A 14,549-nucleotide genomic window follows, 5' to 3' on the forward strand; every position below is an offset into this window, starting at 1 on the left:
CCTCGCGCCGGGGCGGCCGCGTCGTGCCGCATATGACCCACGAGATGGTTTCCACGCTGCGCCCACTGCTCGCCGCCGAGGCCTCGGCGGAGGCATATGCGGCCGGGACCGAACAGAGCGACCTCGAACAGGCCGTCTGGCTGCGCCTTCTGGAGCGCCTCGACGCGGACGGCCCACCCGTCGACCCGCAGGCGTGGGTACGCCGCGCGGTGCGCTCCGAGGCCCGCCGCAGCCGTCGCGCGGCCCGCCTTGAACTGCCGTACGCCTCGGAACCCGCCGACGACCGCGGGCCCGGTCCCGAGCAGCAGGCGATGACCGCCGACCGCCGTCGCGCCCTGCACGACGCCGTGCGCCGCCTGCCCGGCCGCTGCCCGAGCCTCATGGCGGCGCTGCTCTCCCCGAAGGACCTCACCTACCGGGAGATCGCAGGGGAGTTGGGTATCTCACAGGGCAGCCTTGGTCCGGAACGTTCCAGATGCCTGGGATGTCTGCGTCGTTTGCTCGCGGTGGAGGTTGCGGCCCGCTGACGGCGGGGATAGGAGTGAGGGACAACCGGTGGAACAGGTGAGCGGGAGGCATGCACGCATGGGCATGAGCGTGACCATCTCGGCGGCGACCGAGCAGGACGCCGAGCAGATCCTCAAGCTGCAGTACCTCTGCTACCAGAGCGAGGCCGAGCTGTACGGCGACTACGGCATCGAGCCGCTCACTCAGCCGCTCGACTCCTTCAGGGCCGAGCTGGCGGGCGGCACCGTCCTGGTGGCCCGGCTCGGAGACGAGGTGGTGGCCTCCGTCCGCGGAGCCGTGGACACCGACGGCACGGCCCGTATCAACAAGCTCATCGTCCACCCGCGCATGCAGCGCCACGGCCTCGGCGGACGCCTGCTCGCCGCGATCGAGGCACAACTCGGCGCGGACGGCGCGGCCAAGTCCTTCGAGCTCTTCACGGGCCACCGCAGCGAGCGCAATCTCCGTCTCTACCGCAAGCACGGCTACGCCCCGGTCTCCCAGAAGCGTGTCGACGAGCGGCTGACGCTGGTGACCCTGGCCAAGGGTGCCGACGCGGGCGCGTTCGTGGCCAGCGCGTAGCTGTTGGCGCGCAGCTGTTACTGCGTGGCCGTACGCGCCTTGCGCAGCCAGTACATCGCCGACACCGGCAGCAGCACCGGGATGAAGAGGTAGCCCATCCCGTAGTCCGACCACACCGTGGCGTCGGGGAAGGCGGACGGCTCGACCAGCGTCCAGGTCCCGACGATCAGCACACCCGCGAGCTCGGCGGCGCAGCACACCAGCGCCGCCCTGCGGGCCGTCTCTCCGCCGCGGACCAGCGAGTACGTGATGAAGCCGTAGACGAGGCCCGCGACCGCGGACAGCGAGTAGGCGAGCGGGGCCTTGTCGAACTCCGTCGAGATCTGCACGGCGGAGCGCGACACGGCGCCGACGACCATCACGCCGTAGAGCCAGAGCAGCAGGATGCCGGGGCCGCTGATGAGCCGCGTCCGCTTCTTCGGCGTCTCGTCGTTCGCCGTCTCGTTGTTCTCCGTCTTGCCGGGCACGGGCCCGTTCTCCTCGGTCGCCGTCATCTCAGCCTCCCCAGATGTCATAGAGCCGCACCTCAAGGACGGCGAGGACGATGCCGCCGGCAGCCACCGTGACCGAACCCCAGCGGGTGCGCTCCGCCAGCGACATGAAGCCCGCGGCCGGGATGCACGCGAAGGCGCCGAGCAGATACGCCACGAAGATCGTCGTGCCCTGCTCCGGCTTCTCGCCGCGCGCCAGCTGGACGATGCCGATCACCAGCTGGATCACGGCCAGCAGTGACACCACGGCCATGCCGATGAAGTGCCAGTCCTTGGTGGGCTGATCACGGTAGGCGGCCCAGCCGCACCAGGCGGCGAGCGCGAGCGCGGCGACGGCCGTCGCGACCGTCAGGGCATCAAGCATGCCGTGACCCTATTACGGGCCAAAAGACCCGATGCCCTCGCCCCCGGGTGCCCCATAGGGTCGAGGGCATGAAGATCCATGCTGAAGCCCTCCTGTTCGACAACGACGGAACGCTCGTCTCATCCCTTGAGTCGGTGAACCGGTGCTGGACGCGCTGGGCGCAGGAGTACGGCATCACCGCCGAGGACTTCGCCCGGATCGAACTGCACGGCCGCCCCGCCGTCGAGATAGCCGCCGACCTGCTGCCCGCCGACCTCGTCCCCGAGGCCCTCGCGCGCATCGAGCGGCTGGAGGTCGAGGACGTACCCGGTGGGGTTCTCCTGCTTCCCGGGACCGCGGACTTCCTCGATTCCCTGCCCGCCGACCGCTGGGCCGTCGTCACCTCAGCCACCCGGCGCCTCGCCGAGGCCAGGCTCGACGAGGTCGGCATCCGCCCCAAGACGCTGATCGCCGCCGACGACATCACCCGCGGCAAGCCCGACCCCGAGCCCTACCTCCTCGCCGCCCGCGAACTGGGCGTCGACCCGGCCCGCTGTGTGGTCTTCGAGGACGCCCCCGCCGGTCTCCAGTCGGGCCGCGCGGCCGGAATGACCACCGTGGCGTTGGCCACAACCCACCAGTCTCACGAGCTGGACGCCGACCTCGTGGTCAAGGACCTCTCCGCGCTGTCCGCACTGGTCACGAGTCAGGGAGTGGAGATCTCCGTCCGAGGCTGAAGGCGTCCACCACTGTCCGCTATTCGGACAGTGGTGGCAGGTCCCACCTGTGGGTCTGCTTTACTTGATCCCATGACCACGACGAGCAGCCGCATCCTTGCGACCGAGGCGACCATGACGCCCGGTGCTCGTTGTATGTGTCGAATGTGCGCCTGCTAGAGGGCCCCTGCACCACCGCCTGGCCTCGCGCCCCGAAGCGAGACCGCCGCGCCCCGTCCGTACCTCGTACGTGACTCGGGCTGCCCCGCGCACAAGTTCTCCCCGGATACATCCGGTTCCATCGCCACCGCGAGAACCGTGCCGCGTTCCCGACCGAATGCACCCGTGCCCGGCGCACACCCACGCCCTGCACTCGACAGTGACGGAAACCCCAGTGATCACGACAACGGGCCTCACCAAGGTCTACCGCTCGCGCGGCCGTGAAGTGACCGCCCTCGACGGCGTCGATCTGCACATCCGCGAAGGCGAGGTGTACGGCGTCATCGGCCAGTCCGGCGCCGGCAAGTCCTCGCTCATCCGCTGCGTCAACCTCCTGGAGCGTCCCACCTCCGGCACGGTCACCGTCGCCGGACAGGACCTCACCGCCCTCGCGGGGCGCGGCCCGCGCGCGGGCAGGGAACTCCGCAAGGCGCGCAGCCACATCGGGATGGTCTTCCAGCACTTCAACCTGCTGTCCTCACGGACCGTCCAGGACAACGTCGAGCTGCCCCTGGAGATCCTCGGCGTCTCCGGCAAGGAACGCTCCCGCAAGGCGCTCGAACTCCTCGACCTCGTCGGCCTCTCCGACAAGGCCAAGGTCTACCCGGCGCAGCTCTCCGGCGGCCAGAAGCAGCGCGTCGGCATCGCCCGCGCCCTGGCCGGTGACCCGAAGGTGCTGCTCTCCGACGAGGCGACCAGCGCCCTCGACCCCGAGACCACCCGCTCCATCCTCCAGTTGCTGCGCGACCTGAACCGGCAGCTGGGCCTGACCGTCCTGCTCATCACCCACGAGATGGACGTCGTCAAGACGATCTGCGACTCGGCCGCCCTCATGGAGAACGGGAAGATCGTCGAGTCCGGCACCGTCAGCGAGCTGCTCGCGACGCCCGGCTCCGAGCTGGCCTCCGCGCTCTTTCCGGTCAGCGGCGACGCCTCCGGCGACGACCGCACGGTCATCGACGTCACCTTCCACGGCGAGGCCGCCACCCAGCCCGTCATCTCGCAGCTCTCGCGCACGTACAACATCGACATCTCGATCCTCGGCGCCGCGATGGACACCGTCGCGGGCAAGCAGGTCGGCCGGATGCGCATCGAACTGCCCGGCCGCTACGAGGAGAACGTCGTGCCGATCGGATTCCTGCGCGAGCAGGGCCTGCAGATCGACATCCAGGGCCAGCAGCCCGTACTGGTGAAGGATGGTGCCAAGTGACCTGGTCCGAGATGCAGCCGCTGCTGTCCCAGGCGTGTTGGGACACGCTCTACATGGTCGGCTGGTCCACCGCCATCGCGATCGTCGGCGGTCTCCCGCTCGGCATCCTGCTCGTCCTCACCGACCGCGGCGGACTCCTCCAGAACGTCGTCGCGAACAAGGTCATCGGGCAGGTCGTGAACATCGCCCGCTCGATGCCCTTCATCATCCTGATGGTCGCGCTGATGAGCTTCACACGCACGATCACGGGGACGACGATCGGCCGTGAGGCCGCCATCGTGCCGCTCGCCATCGGGGCGATTCCCTTCTTCGCGCGGCTCGTCGAGACGGCTGTCCGCGAAGTGGACGGCGGGCTCGTCGAGGCCGTGCAGTCGATGGGCGGCAACACCTGGACGGTCGTCCGCAAGGTCCTCGTACCCGAGTCGCTGCCGTCGCTGATCTCCTCCGCGACCACCACGATCGTCGCCCTCATCGGCTACTCGGCGATGGCCGGCACGGTCGGCGCCGGCGGCCTCGGTGACATCGCCATCCGCTACGGCTACCAGCGCTTCGAGACCGGGCTGATGTGGATCACCGTGGCGATCCTCGCCGTGGTCATCTCCGTCATCCAGTTCGCCGGCGACTACGCCGCGAGTGGGCTGCACCGGCGCGGCGGGCACTCCGGTGCCGCGCCGAAGCTCAGGCTGCTGAAGGCCAAGGCGCCCGCCGCGGAAGCGGCCACCGCCGACGTGAGCAAGGCCGCCTGAGCCTCCCGGGTCTCCCGGTTCCGCACCCGCAGATTTCCCCGTCCACCCAACGACGGGGACGCTCCACCCATAAGGAAAGGCACTTTTCGTGCGTAACACCGCCAAGATCACCACCGCCGTCCTCGCCGCCGGAGCCCTCACCTTCGGGCTCACCGCCTGCGGCTCGGGCTCGGACTCCGCCTCCGACACGAGCGGTCCGCTCATCGTCGCCGCGAGCCCCACCCCGCACGCCGAGATCCTGAACTACGTCAAGGACAACCTGGCGAAGAAGGCGGGCCTCGACCTGGAGGTCAAGGAGTTCACCGACTACGTGACGCCTAACACGGCGACCGAAGACGGCTCCGTGGGCGCCAACTACTTCCAGAACCAGCCGTACCTCGACGACTTCAACAAGAAGAACGGCACCCACATCGTGCCCGTCGTCACGGTGCACCTGGAGCCGCTCGGCCTCTACTCCCACAAGATCAAGAGCGCCGACGCCCTGAAGAGCGGTGCGACGATCGCCGTCCCGAACGACACGGTCAACGAGGCGCGGGCGCTCAAGCTGCTCGCCGCCAACGGCCTCATCACGCTCAAGGACGGCGCGGGCAACAGCGCGACCACCAAGGACATCGCGAAGAACCCGAAGAACCTCAAGTTCAAGGAGCTGGAGGCGGCCCAGACCCCGCGCTCCCTGGACGACGTCGACGCCGCGGTGATCAACGGTAACTACGCCATCTCGTCCGGCCTCAAGCCCTCCAAGGACGCGCTCGTCCTGGAGTCCGCGAAGAACAACCCGTACGGCAACTTCCTCGCCGTCAAGAAGGGCAACGAGGACGACCCGCGCGTCAAGAAGCTCGCCAAGCTCCTCACCTCGTCCGAGGTGAAGAAGTTCATCGAGGACAAGTACGCCGGCTCCGTCCTCCCGTCGTTCTAGTCGTTTCCGAGGGAGAACGCGATGCGCAAGCACGTCATATCCGCGGTGTCCGCCGCACTGGCGCTCGGTCTCGGACTGACCGCCTGCGGTTCGGGCTCGGACACGGACTCGGGTTCCGGCAGTGGTGGTGACGACGCCCTGGTCGTCGGCGCCACCGCCGTCCCGGCCGGCGAGGTCCTGTCGTACATCAAGAAGGACCTCGCCGAGAAGGCGGGCCTCAAGCTGGAGATCAAGGAGTTCACGGACTACGTCCTCCCGAACACCGCGCTCCAGGAGGGCTCGCTCGACGCGAACCTGTACCAGAACCAGCCATTTCTGGACGAGTTCAACAAGTCCAAGGGCACCGACCTGGTGTCGGTCGTCAAGGCGTACCTGCCGCCCATGGGCGTGTACTCGAAGAAGATCACGGACATCGGGAAGCTCGCCGACGGAGCCACCGTCGCCGTGCCCAACGAAACCACCAACGAGGGCCGCGCCCTCAAGCTCCTTGCCTCCAAGGGCCTCATCACCCTCAAGGAGGGTGCCGGAACGGCCGCGTCCCCTGCGGACATCACGGCCAACCCGAAGCACCTGACGTTCAAGGAGCTGGACCCCGCCCAGCTGCCGCGCTCGCTCGACGACGTGACCGCGGCGGTCATCAACAACAACTATGCCCAGGACGCGGGCCTCAGCCCCGCCAAGAACGCGATCCTCCTGGAGTCCGCGACGGACAACCCCTACGCGAACCTCCTGGCGGTCAAGAAGGGCAACGAGGACGACCCGCGCGTCAAGAAGCTCGCCAAGCTCCTCACCTCGTCCGAGGTGAAGAAGTTCATCGAGGACAAGTACAAGGGCTCGGTCCTGCCGGTCACCTCCGGCTGACGGCCGCTCCCGTCACCGCACGGGGTCCACTCCATTACCCGGTGGGGGTCCCCCACATCCTTTGGTAATGGGGGAGGACCCCGTTGTGCGGTTCAGTGGTTTCATGCTGCATGCTGGGCAGTTCAGCGGGCCCGACGGTTTTTGCGGGCCCGAAGTCCCCGACGGTTACGGAGCGGCGCATGACTAGCACCTTCCCCGACATCTCCATCAGCACGGAGCGGTTGGTCCTGCGTGCGCTCGAGGACGACGACGTCCCCGCCCTGGCCGAGATGATGAACGACGAGATGGTGGCGGCCTGGACGTCGGTGCCCCAGCCCTTCACCGAGGACGGCGCCCGCAGCTGGATCACCGAGTACGCGCCCACCGAACGCACGGCGGGCCGCGGACTCGACCTCGCCGTCACCGAGTTCCTCACCCAGCGCCTGGTCGGCATCATCCAGCTCGGCAAGACGAACTGGCATGTACGGTCCACCGAACTGTCGTACATCATCGCGCCCTGGGCCCGCGGCGAGGGCTACGCCTCCGAGGCGGCGCTCGCCACCGCCCAATGGCTCTTCCGCGACCAGAAGTTCGAGCGCATCGAGCTGCGCACGGCGGCCGACAACACCGCCTCGCAGCAGGTCGCCCAGAAGATCGGCTGTATCAGCGAGGGAGTGCTGCGCAACGCGTGCATAGCCCGCACCCGTACCGAGGACGGCGCGTGGGTCGACCTGCGCACCGACTTCATCGTGTGGAGCCTGCTGCCGGAGGACCTCGAAGGCGTCGCCGAGCAGCTCGCCGACACCGGTGGTTTCACGTCGTTCTCCGACTGGAACTGACACTGGAGGAGTCCTCGAACGGACACCCGGGAGCCCCGGAGCGGAAGCCACGGGACCGCTCCCACGCTCCGGAGCCCGTCGCGGCGTCGCAAAGCCGCACCGGGTACCCTCACGGAGCCCGCGTGCGGGCTGCCCCCTGACGACCTGCGCAAACCTTCTGGAGACTGACGACGATGGCCGACCGGGTCACGGTGATCGGCTGGGACGGCTCGCCGCTGACCGCCGCGGCGCGCTCCGCCCTCGGTGCCGCCACGCTGGTGGCCGGCGCGGCCCACCACCTCGCGCTCCCCGAGGTGCCCCGGGTCGCCGAGCGCATCCGCCTCGGCAGCGTCGCCCTCGCCGCCCGCCGGATCGCGAACCACCGGGGCACCGCCGTCGTCCTCGCCGACGGGGACCCGGGCTTCTTCGGCGTCGTACGCACCCTGCGGGCCCCCGAATTCGGCTTGGAGGTCGAAGTGGTGCCCGCCGTCTCCTCGGTGGCCGCCGCCTTCGCCCGCGCCGGAATGCCCTGGGACGACGCACAGGTGGTCGTCGCACACCCCCGCACCCTGCGGCGCGCGGTGAATGTGTGCCGCGCCCACACCAAGGTCGCCGTTCTCACCTCGCCGGGCGCAGGCCCCGCCGAACTCGGTCTGCTCCTTGAGGGCGTCCACCGCACCTTTGTCATCTGCGAGGAACTCGGCACCGCACACGAGCGGGTCACGATCCTCACCTCCGACAAGGTCGCCGACCACACCTGGCGCGACCCCAACGTCGTCATCGTCATCGGCGGCTTCGTGGCCGCGGCCGAGGGCGGCGGCTGGATCGCCGGACGCGATCCGGGTGCCGGACCGCGCGGCTGGGCGCTGCCCGCCGGGGCGTACGGCGGCGCACTTGGCGAAGGCGAAACGGATCTGCTGCGCGCCGCCCAACTCGCCCGCCTGGGACCGCGCGTCGGCGACCTGGTGTGGGACATCGGCTCCGGCAGCGGTGCCTTCGCCACCGAGGCGGCGCGCACCGGTGCCGCGGTCATCGCGGTCGACCGGAATCCGGGCTCCTGCGCCCGCACCGAGGATTCAGCCCGCCGTTTCGGGGTCCAGATGCAGATCGTGCAGGGCTCCGCGCCGCACATCCTGGAGAACCTTCCCGAACCCGATGTCGTACGCGTCGGCGGCGGGGGAGTGGCGGTGGTCTCGGCCGTCGCCGACCGCCGTCCGCAGCGCATCGTCACCCACGCGGCCACCCGCGACGCGGCCGAACTCATCGGCCGGGACCTGACGGAGCACGGCTACCGGGTCGAGTGCGCGCTCATTCAGTCCGTCGAACTCGACACAAGGGCCTGGACGGAGAAGGAACGGAGCGTCGCGTTCCTGCTCAGCGGACTGCTGCCCGATCGCGCCCCGTGATCCTGTTGTCGTACTGCGCGCGGTAGGCTGGCCGATCGTTGTACCGCTCTCGGGGGATCGGCCTTTCGTAGGTCAATGTCCGGAAAACGCGCCCGTTTTGAGGCGTGTGTGGTACGGCAGAACCGGAGGACGCGCAACGTGGCGCAGTCCACAGCGGGCCGTCGCGGATCAAGCTGTCGCGAGGGCCGGACGACCGGAACAATGCCAGTTAATGGCTTTGTCGTCTTTCTTGGCCGGTCGTTCGTGCCGCTGGGCACGCACGCTCGTTCTTCACTGTGGGGCGGTCGGTGCGCCGTTCCGGGCGAGCTGGACTTGGAAGCACTAACCGATGGGCGAGGGGTACGCATGACCGACACCGGCCAGGTCCCGGGCGAGGGACTGCCGGAGAACGCAGGCATGGTGGAGCAGCCGGGCGTCCCCGCGCCGGGCGCGTACACCTACCTCGACCCCTCCGAGAACCCCGCCGATGACGACGACCTGCTCCTGATGCCTGGCGCACAGGGCGCGTGGGGCAACGAGGTGGCGCCGCCGGCCCCGCAGCCGCTCCTCCACGAGCCGGGTCCGCACGAGATGGCCGGCCGGGACAGCGGTTCGGTCGACCTCGGCGCCGTCCGCGCTGCGGAACAGGCGCCCGCCCCGCAGTCGATCCCGCCGCGCCGCCCGCTGCACCTCGGTCCGCCGACCCCGGACGGCTCCGCGAGCCCGGTGCGCTCGCTCGCCGACCGTGGGCCCGCGGGTGCGCCGGTGAGCCCCGCTCCCGTCGCTGCGGCGCCCGCGGCCGCTCCCGTGGAGCCTGTACGGCACGCCGGTCCGCCGACGATCGGGCCCGAGTATCTCGATGTGCCGTCGCTCGGCGACATCCCGCCGCAGGGCGCGGTGCCGTGGGGGGCTCCGCCCATGGGCCCCGAGGCGGTGGCTGCAGAAACGGTCGGCCCGGTGGCAGGGCCCGAATACGGGGCTGTTCCTGGGGTGGCGCAGAGCGTGGAGGCGCTGGGCGCGGAGGTGCCGCAGGGCGCCGAGGCCGCTGAGGTCCCGGCTTTCGCGCACGCGTCCCAGGTCGCGGAGGCCGCTCAGGTCGCCCATGCCCCGGAGGCCTCGCAGGTTTCCCAGGCTCCGGAGCCGGCGGAGAATTCCCTCACTCCCCAGGCCCCGGCAGGCGCGCAGGCCCCCGAGGCCGCGCCCTCCCTGGACGGCTCACTGGACCCCCATGCCCCGCAGGTCCCGGACGCGACGCCCTTCCCGGCGGCCCCGGATGTCCCGCACCCCGCACAGTCGGCGGACGACACCGGGCACGCCGGTGACGCCGCCGTGCCCGCCCACGCCGTGGCACCCGTACACGCCGCCGCTCAGGCGCAGGTCACGCCGGACGGCGAGCACTTCGCACCCGCGCAGGAGCCGGTCCCCGCTCAGAACTTCGCCCCCGTCCAGGACCTCGGGCAGGACCTCGTACAGGATCTCGCACCCGCGCAGGACCCGCAGTCGGCGCACGCGGCCCCGCCGCAGCTCGCCGGCCCGGCCTCCGTGGGGCAGGACGCACACGAAGCCGCACCGGCCGAGTCCGCGGCCCAGTTCCCGGCCCAGTTCCCGGCCCAGGCCGCCCAGTTCGCGGACCCCGGTGTCCATATCGCGGAACCCGCCGCTCAGTTCGCGGACACGGGATCCCACGGAGAGGTCGCGCAGCCCGCGTACGCCGCGCAGCCGCTCGTGGCGGAGGCCCCGCACGTTCGCGAGGACGCGCAGGCCGCGCTCTCCGTGGACGCCTCGCACGGCCGGGCGGTCCACGGCCTCGAAGCCTTCCCGGCGCCGCAGTTCGCGGAGCCCGCCGCGTTCTCCGAGCCCGGCGTCGCCGAGCCGCTGTACGGCGTGCCGGTAGGTGTGGGCGCCCACGCGGAGGCGCCCCAGGCGGCCACGGGCCAGTCGCACGGCGAGCACTTCCCCGGCGAGCCCGCGGGCACTTCCGGGTTCCCGCCTGCCGCCTCGGAGCCGCACGCGGACCAGACCCTCGGCCAGTTCGTGCCGGTCGAGGGCACGGTGCCGACGACCCCGCACCTGGCCCCGACCCCGCCGCACGCCATGACCGTGCCGCCCCTTCCCGCGGAGGAGCAGCCCACGGCCGACGAGCCCGCGGAGGAGGTGATCACGGTGGCGCCCGCCCCCGCCGAGCCGATCACCGAGCAGGTCACCGAGCAGGTCACCGACCCGATCGCCGGGCTCGCCGAGGAGACCGCCGAGGAAACCCCGGACGCGCCCGCCGTCGAAGCGGATCCCATCGCTCCGGTAGTCGTGCCGAGCCCGCGCGCGGCCGAAACCGAGATCGAGTCCAAGATCGAGACCGAGACCAAGATCGAGACTGAGATCGAGACACCCCCCGTACCGGAGCCGCGCGCCGCGGACCCGGAGCCCGTAGTCGCACAGCAAGCGGAGGACCTGGACACCCGGGTCGCCGACCAGGAAGAGAGCACGGCCGCAGTGGAAGACGTACGAGAGTCCACCGGCCCGGCGGCCCCCGGCTACGACGACGCCGAGCGCGAGGCCGTACTGCGCGTCATGCGCGAGCGCCGCGACATCCGCAACGGCTTCCGCAGCGACCCGATCCCGCACGACGTGCTGCTCCGCGTCCTGGAGGCCGCGCACACCGCGCCGTCCGTCGGCCACTCCCAGCCCTGGGACTTCGTCGTCATCCGCTCCGCCGACACTCGGCGGTCGATGCACGAACTCGCCCAGCGCCAGCGCGAGGCGTACGCGAAGTCGCTCCCCAAGGGCCGCGCGAAGCAGTTCAAGGAACTGAAGATCGAGGCCATCCTCGACACCCCGGTGAACATCGTCGTCACCGCCGACCCGACCCGCGGCGGCCGCCACACCCTGGGCCGCCACACGCAGCCGCAGATGGCCCCGTACTCCTCCGCGCTCGCGGTCGAGAACCTGTGGCTCGCGGCCCGCGCCGAGGGCCTCGGCGTCGGCTGGGTGAGTTTCTTCGATGAGCGCGAGATGGTCCGTGCCCTGGGCCTGCCCGAGCACCTGGAGGTCGTGGCGTACCTCTGCGTCGGCTACGTCGACGAGTTCCCGGACGAGCCCGAGCTGATGCAGGCGGGCTGGTCCAAGCGCCGCCCGCTGTCGTGGGTCGTCCACGAGGAGACGTACGGCCGTCGCGCGCTGCCCGGTGAGGACCCGCACGACCTGCTCGCCGAGACGGTCTCCAACATCCGTCCGCTGGACGCCAAGGCGCTCGGCGAGGCGTGGGAGCGCCAGAAGCGGATGACCAAGCCCGCGGGCGCGCTCGGCATGCTGGAGATCATCTCCGCCCAGCTCTCCGGCCTGTCCCGGATGTGCCCGCCGCCGATCCCGGAGCCGGCCGCCGTCGCGATCTTCGCGGGCGACCACGGTGTGCACGCCCAGGGCGTCACCCCGTGGCCCCAGGAGGTCACCGGCCAGATGGTGGCCAACTTCCTGGGCGGCGGCGCGGTCTGCAACGCCTTTGCCAACCAGGTGGGCGCCGAGGTCTGCGTCATCGACGTGGGCGTCGCATCCGACCTCCCGGCGACCCCGGGCCTGCTGCCGCGCAAGGTCCGTGCGGGCACCGCCGACATGACGACCGGCCCCGCGATGACGCGCGAGGAGGTCACGGCGGCCATCGAGGTGGGCATCGAGACGGCCCGCGACCTGGTGGCGGCGGGCAACAAGGCCCTGCTGACGGGCGAGATGGGCATCGCCAACACCACGGCATCGGCGGCCCTGATCTCCGTCTACACGGACACCGACCCGTCCGAGGTGACGGGCCGGGGCACCGGCATCAACGACGAGACCCTGGCCCGCAAGACCGAGGTCGTACGCCGCGCCATCGAACTCCACCAGCCCGACCCGGCCGACCCCATCGGCGTCCTCGCGGCCATCGGCGGCCTCGAACACGCGGCGATCGTCGGCCTGCTGCTCGGCGGTGCCTCCCTGCGTACGCCGGTGATCCTGGACGGCGTCAGCGCCGGCGCCGCGGCCCTCGTGGCCCGCGCCATCGCGCCTGAGGTCCTGGCTGCCTGCATCGCGGGCCACCGCAGCGCCGAGCCCGGCCACGTGGCGGCCCTGAACAAGCTGGGCCTGCGCCCCTTGGTCGACCTCGACCTCCGCCTGGGCGAGGGCACGGGCGCTCTCCTGGCCCTCCCGGTGGTCCAGAGCGCGGCAAGGGCGATGCACGAGGTGGCGACGTTCGATTCGGCGGGGGTAACTGAGAAGTAGGCCTTACGGCTGTGGGCAGTCCTTCCGCTGGGGTGGAACGACTCCCCACAGCCGACCCACCGGCCTGCACGCTGGGAGTCCGGGGGCAGAGCCCCCGGTTTCGGGAAGGGGCGGGCTTGGGGAAAGAACCCCCACCCACCCCAGCCCCCACCGGCCCTGCACTCTAAAATCCGCATGTCAGGGGCCACTCCAGAGCCGCAGAGGCCCCGCCTGGCACCACCCCGCACGAGGGAGCCGCACCTCCATGGCCGAACACCCCGCCTACCCCGTAGGCCTCCGCCTCACCGGCCGCCGCGTAGTCGTCCTCGGCGGCGGCCAGGTGGCCCAGCGCCGCCTCCCCGCGCTCATCGCGGCGGGCGCGGACATCCACCTCGTCTCACCGCAGGCGACCCCGTCCGTAGAGGCGATGGCCGACGCGGGCGAGATCACCTGGACGAGGCGTCCGTACGAGGACGGCGACCTGGCGGACGCCTGGTACGCCCTGATCGCCACCAGCGACCACAAGGCGAACACCGAAGCCTCCGCCGAAGCGGAGCGCCACCGCGTCTGGTGCGTCCGCTCGGACGACGCCGACGCGGCGACGGCCTGGACCCCGGCCACGGGCCACAGCGAGGGCGTGACGGTCGCCGTACTCACCACGGATGCCCGGGGCCGCGACCCCCGCCACACCGCGGCGATCCGCGACGCCGTCGTCGAGGGCCTCCGCGACGGCACCCTGGTGGCCCCTCACCACCGCACCCGCACCCCCGGCGTCGCACTGGTCGGTGGCGGTCCCGGTGACCCGGACCTGATCACCGTCCGCGGCCGTCGCCTCCTCGCCGAGGCCGACGTGGTCATCGCGGACCGCCTCGGCCCGCGCGACCTGCTCGCCGAACTCCCGCCGCACGTCGAGGTGATCGACGCGGCGAAGATCCCGTACGGCCGTTTCATGGCCCAGGAGGCCATCAACAACGCGCTGATCGAGCACGCGAAGCAGGGCAAGTCGGTGGTCCGTCTCAAGGGCGGCGACCCGTTCGTCTTCGGCCGCGGCATGGAGGAGGTCCAGGCACTCGCCGAGGCGGGCATCTCCTGCACGGTCGTCCCCGGCATCTCCAGCTCGATCTCGGTCCCGGGCGCCGCGGGCATCCCGGTCACTCACCGCGGAGTCGCCCACGAGTTCACCGTGGTCAGCGGCCATGTGGCCCCCGACGACGAGCGCTCCCTGGTCGACTGGCCGTCGGTCGCCAAGCTGCGCGGCACGCTCGTCATCCTGATGGGCGTGGACAAGATCGGCGCCATCGCCCGTACGCTGATGGACCACGGCAAGGCGGCCGACACCCCCGTCGCCCTCGTCCAGGAAGGCACGACCGCGGCTCAGCGCCGCGTCGACGCCACGCTCGAGACGGTCGCCGACACCGTACGCTCTCAGGATGTGAAGCCCCCGGCCGTCATCGTCATCGGCGACGTCGTGAACGTGGGCGCCGGGCTCCCCGAGTAACCACGGGTAACCCGACCTCTTCCCAGCCGTTGGCACCGCACCCAGGACAAG

13 protein-coding genes are annotated in these 14,549 nt (G+C 71.0%); 11 read left to right on the forward strand and 2 right to left on the reverse strand.

Annotated features, from left to right (window positions below; genetic code table 11):
• Positions 1 to 32: 32 nt before the first annotated feature.
• Both ACZ4WS_RS10030 and ACZ4WS_RS10035 read left to right on the forward strand, forming a co-directional pair.
• A complete protein-coding gene (locus ACZ4WS_RS10030; protein WP_467978917.1) occupies positions 33 to 527 on the forward strand; it encodes a sigma-70 family RNA polymerase sigma factor in 495 nt (164 codons plus the stop codon).
• A gap of 58 nt (positions 528 to 585) precedes the next feature.
• Positions 586 to 1,089, forward strand: coding sequence for a GNAT family N-acetyltransferase (locus ACZ4WS_RS10035; protein WP_467978919.1), 504 nt, complete (start codon positions 586 to 588; stop codon positions 1,087 to 1,089).
• Between the two features lie 17 nt (positions 1,090 to 1,106).
• Here ACZ4WS_RS10035 and ACZ4WS_RS10040 read toward each other — a convergent pair whose 3' ends face one another.
• Both ACZ4WS_RS10040 and ACZ4WS_RS10045 read right to left on the reverse strand, forming a co-directional pair.
• A complete protein-coding gene (locus ACZ4WS_RS10040; protein ID WP_467978920.1) occupies positions 1,107 to 1,583 on the reverse strand; it encodes a hypothetical protein in 477 nt (158 codons plus the stop codon).
• A 1-nt stretch (position 1,584) separates the two neighbouring features.
• A complete protein-coding gene (locus ACZ4WS_RS10045) occupies positions 1,585 to 1,944 on the reverse strand; it encodes a hypothetical protein (RefSeq protein ID WP_467978921.1) in 360 nt (119 codons plus the stop codon).
• A gap of 68 nt (positions 1,945 to 2,012) precedes the next feature.
• Between ACZ4WS_RS10045 and ACZ4WS_RS10050 the strand changes: the two genes are divergently transcribed.
• The 9 genes from ACZ4WS_RS10050 to cobA all read left to right on the forward strand — a co-directional run bounded on the left by ACZ4WS_RS10050 (position 2,013) and on the right by cobA (position 14,498).
• Positions 2,013 to 2,660, forward strand: coding sequence for an HAD family hydrolase (locus ACZ4WS_RS10050; protein WP_467978923.1), 648 nt, complete (start codon positions 2,013 to 2,015; stop codon positions 2,658 to 2,660).
• Positions 2,661 to 2,976: 316 nt separating this feature from the next.
• Positions 2,977 to 4,068, forward strand: coding sequence for a methionine ABC transporter ATP-binding protein (locus ACZ4WS_RS10055; RefSeq protein ID WP_467978924.1), 1,092 nt, complete (start codon positions 2,977 to 2,979; stop codon positions 4,066 to 4,068).
• Complete coding sequence (locus tag ACZ4WS_RS10060; protein WP_467978926.1) at positions 4,065 to 4,814, forward strand: methionine ABC transporter permease; 750 nt, start codon at positions 4,065 to 4,067, stop codon at positions 4,812 to 4,814. The genes ACZ4WS_RS10055 and ACZ4WS_RS10060 overlap by 4 nt, the downstream gene beginning before the upstream one ends.
• 88 nt (positions 4,815 to 4,902) lie before the next feature.
• A complete protein-coding gene (locus ACZ4WS_RS10065) occupies positions 4,903 to 5,730 on the forward strand; it encodes a MetQ/NlpA family ABC transporter substrate-binding protein (protein ID WP_467978928.1) in 828 nt (275 codons plus the stop codon).
• Between the two features lie 21 nt (positions 5,731 to 5,751).
• Positions 5,752 to 6,591: a MetQ/NlpA family ABC transporter substrate-binding protein gene (locus ACZ4WS_RS10070; RefSeq protein WP_467978930.1), complete on the forward strand. Its 840-nt coding sequence runs from the start codon at positions 5,752 to 5,754 to the stop codon at positions 6,589 to 6,591.
• Between the two features lie 179 nt (positions 6,592 to 6,770).
• On the forward strand, positions 6,771 to 7,409 hold the full coding sequence (locus ACZ4WS_RS10075; protein ID WP_467978931.1) for a GNAT family N-acetyltransferase: 639 nt from the start codon (positions 6,771 to 6,773) through the stop codon (positions 7,407 to 7,409).
• Positions 7,410 to 7,582: 173 nt separating this feature from the next.
• A complete protein-coding gene (cbiE, locus tag ACZ4WS_RS10080; protein ID WP_467978933.1) occupies positions 7,583 to 8,794 on the forward strand; it encodes a precorrin-6y C5,15-methyltransferase (decarboxylating) subunit CbiE in 1,212 nt (403 codons plus the stop codon).
• A 345-nt stretch (positions 8,795 to 9,139) separates the two neighbouring features.
• The gene (cobT, locus tag ACZ4WS_RS10085; protein WP_467978934.1) at positions 9,140 to 13,021 is read left to right on the forward strand and encodes a nicotinate-nucleotide--dimethylbenzimidazole phosphoribosyltransferase; all 3,882 of its coding nucleotides are present in this window, start codon (positions 9,140 to 9,142) and stop codon (positions 13,019 to 13,021) included.
• Positions 13,022 to 13,265: 244 nt separating this feature from the next.
• Entirely contained in the window at positions 13,266 to 14,498 is a 1,233-nt protein-coding gene (gene cobA, locus ACZ4WS_RS10090) for a uroporphyrinogen-III C-methyltransferase (protein ID WP_467978936.1), read from the forward strand.
• Positions 14,499 to 14,549: the final 51 nt, after the last annotated feature.

The sequence above is a fragment of the Streptomyces sp. NPDC029292 genome (assembly GCF_055569295.1).